The sequence below is a fragment of the Mesorhizobium sp. M7A.F.Ca.CA.002.09.1.1 genome (assembly GCF_003998555.1).
Taxonomy (GTDB): Bacteria; Pseudomonadota; Alphaproteobacteria; order Rhizobiales; family Rhizobiaceae; genus Mesorhizobium; species Mesorhizobium ciceri.
In genome coordinates, this window is sequence record NZ_RZRR01000844.1 from 1 (window position 1) to 2,444 (window position 2,444).

Annotated in this window: 3 protein-coding genes and 1 pseudogene; 1 reads left to right on the plus strand and 3 read right to left on the minus strand. The window is 61.6% G+C overall.

Annotated elements, in window-relative coordinates:
* From EN994_RS36415 to EN994_RS27160, 3 genes and pseudogenes are all read right to left on the minus strand, one after another.
* Positions 1 to 246 (minus strand): annotated as a pseudogene (locus EN994_RS36415) (EamA/RhaT family transporter); the annotation flags it as partial.
* 41 nt (positions 247 to 287) lie between these two features.
* Positions 288 to 1,052, minus strand: coding sequence for an arginyltransferase (locus EN994_RS27155; RefSeq protein ID WP_013532274.1), 765 nt, complete (start codon positions 1,050 to 1,052; stop codon positions 288 to 290).
* 140 nt (positions 1,053 to 1,192) lie between these two features.
* A complete protein-coding gene (locus tag EN994_RS27160) occupies positions 1,193 to 1,663 on the minus strand; it encodes an RDD family protein (protein WP_063167757.1) in 471 nt (156 codons plus the stop codon).
* Positions 1,664 to 1,866: 203 nt separating this feature from the next.
* Between EN994_RS27160 and EN994_RS27165 the strand changes: the two genes are divergently transcribed.
* Positions 1,867 to 2,444, plus strand: a 578-nt coding sequence (locus EN994_RS27165; protein ID WP_127307954.1) for an FAD-dependent oxidoreductase, incomplete at its 3' end; no start/stop codon positions are given.

Sequence of the window (2,444 nt, forward strand, 5' to 3'; positions counted from 1 at the left end):
GATGACCATGGCCGCGACGAAAGTTGTGCCGGTGCGCAGCAGCATGATCGTCCATGCGCCACCGTCGGCGAGGCGGATCAACGGTATGTCGACAGTCAGCGTGAGCCCGCCGATGGCGGTTATCAAAAGACCTTTCTGGTGATCGTGATGAGAGGACATGCAGGAACTTTCGCAATGAAATGCAGGCTGGCGGCCGGCCGGTGCAATGGCGCACTCTCTCCAGCCAACCGGCTGAAAGACCAGCATCCCCTGCCTTGAAACAGTTTAAAGGCGGACCTTGGAAAAGCTCAGCGTGAAACCGCTTCGTTGGTGTAGCGCTCCCAGCCCTTGGGGCCGAGATGCTCCTGCGGCATGAAGCGCATCTTATAATTCATCTTGCGCGAGCCGTTGACCCAGTAGCCGAGATAGACATGGGGCAGGCCCATCGCCCTGGCGCGGGCGATGTGGTCGAGGATCATGAACGTGCCGAGCGACCGCTCCTCGAAATCGGGATTGAAGTAGGAGTAGACCATCGACAGGCCGTCGGCCATCTTGTCGGTGAGCGCCACCGCGATCAGCTCGCCCTGTCCCTTGCCGGTGATGAAGGTGTCAGGTCCGCGCCGCCGATATTCGATCACCTTGGTGTCGACATGGGTGTCCTCGACCATCATCGCATAGTCGAGCACCGTCATGTCGGACATGCCGCCACGGCGGTGGCGGGCGTCGAGATAGCTGCGGAACAGGGAATATTGTTCGGTCGAGGGCTCGGCATTGTGCATGTAGCCGACGAGATCGGAATTGTGCTGCAGCACGCGCTTCATGTTGCGGCTGGCGACGAATTCCTGGGCGAGGATGCGTACCGAAACGCAGGCGCGGCAGGTCTCGCAGGCCGGCCTGTAGGCGATGTTCTGCGAGCGCCGGAAGCCGCCTTGCGTCAACAGGTCGTTCATCTCCGCCGCCTTGTCGCCAACCAGGTGCGTGAACACCTTGCGCTCGAACTGGCCGTCGAGATAGGGGCACGGCGACGGCGCGGTCAGGAAGAACTGCGGCGACTGGGTCGGATGCTGCGTCATCGAGCCTTGGAAACACTCCTTCGAATCGCTCTACCTTTGGCGCGGATGGCGAAAAATTCAACAGGATTATGTGGGCGCGGTCGACTCGACGCCTTCACATTTGTGCTCAATCGGTAGCGACTGCTCTTCAGAGGGCCGTTTCAGCGGTCGGTGCGGCTGACGACCGTGCCAAGTAAAAGATCGTGCAAGGTGCGTTTGCGGTCGGAAAACAGCGTTACCAGCAGGACAAGCGGCGACAGGATGACATTGCCGGCCCAGAACAGCACCGAATGGACAACCGCAGTGAGGCCGTCGATCGGCCTGCCGTCGAGCCGGTCGAGCCGGATGCCCATCATCTTCATGCCCGTGGTGGCCTGATCGGTGCTGCCCAGCGTGTTCCAGATGTAGAGGATGGCCACAGTCGGCAACAGGATGCCGAACAGCATCCAGCCAAGCCCGAGGGTCAAGAGCCCGAGGAAGAACACCAGAATGGCAAACGGGATGGTGAGCAGCGCGACGATGACATAGTCGATCATGAAGGCGAAGATGCGCTTCGTGCGCACGCCGTCATAGGCCCTGACATCGTCGAGCCTGCTGGTGATGATTTCGCCGTCGAGAACGCGCGCGTTCATGTCATTTCCTCGTAACAGGGCCACGGCATAGGGTGCGGACCGCTCAGCCATGAAATGGTGAAGGCCTGTGGCGGAATCAAGATCGCGCTTCCAGCGGTGCTCCAGCTTCGATGGCGTCGGGCCCGATGTGAACTGGTTGAATTTGCGGCGCGGATAGCATTAGCTTGTTGCGGCGCAGCAGAGCGCACAGGGGACGGGGCAATATGGACTACGACATGCTGGTCATCGGCAGCGGCCCTTCCGGCCGCCGTGCCGCGGTGCAGTCGGCCAAGCTCGGCAAGTCCGTGCTGGTGGTCGACCGCGGCCGGCGTCTGGGCGGTGTCTCGGTGCATACCGGGACCATCCCATCGAAAACGCTGCGCGAAACGGTGCTCAATCTTTCGGGCTGGCGCGAGCGCGGCTTCTACGGGCGCGGCTACCGGGTCAAGCAGGATATCTCGGTCGGCGATCTGGTCGAGCGCCTGCACAAGACGCTCGACCATGAGGTCGAGGTGCTGCAGCACCAGTTCATGCGCAACACGGTCAAGAGCGCTCGCGCCGCGGTGAAATTCCTTGGCCCCAACAAGGTCAGCCTGACATCAGACACTGGCGATTACAGCGAGGTCGGTTTTACCAATGCGCTGATAGCGGTCGGCACCAGGCCGCACCGCCCGCGCGACGTGCCTTTCGACAAGACCCGCGTCTTCGACAGCGACGAGATGCTGGAGCTTGATCGCTTGCCGCGCACGCTGACCGTGATCGGCGCCGGCGTCATCGGCGTCGAATATGCGACGATCTTTTC

Coding starts and splice junctions, on each gene's coding strand:
- EN994_RS27160 (WP_063167757.1), bottom strand. CDS start 1,663: ATGAACGCGCGCGTTCTCGACGGCGAAATCATCACCAGCAGGCTCGAC.
- EN994_RS27155 (WP_013532274.1), bottom strand. CDS start 1,052: ATGACGCAGCATCCGACCCAGTCGCCGCAGTTCTTCCTGACCGCGCCG.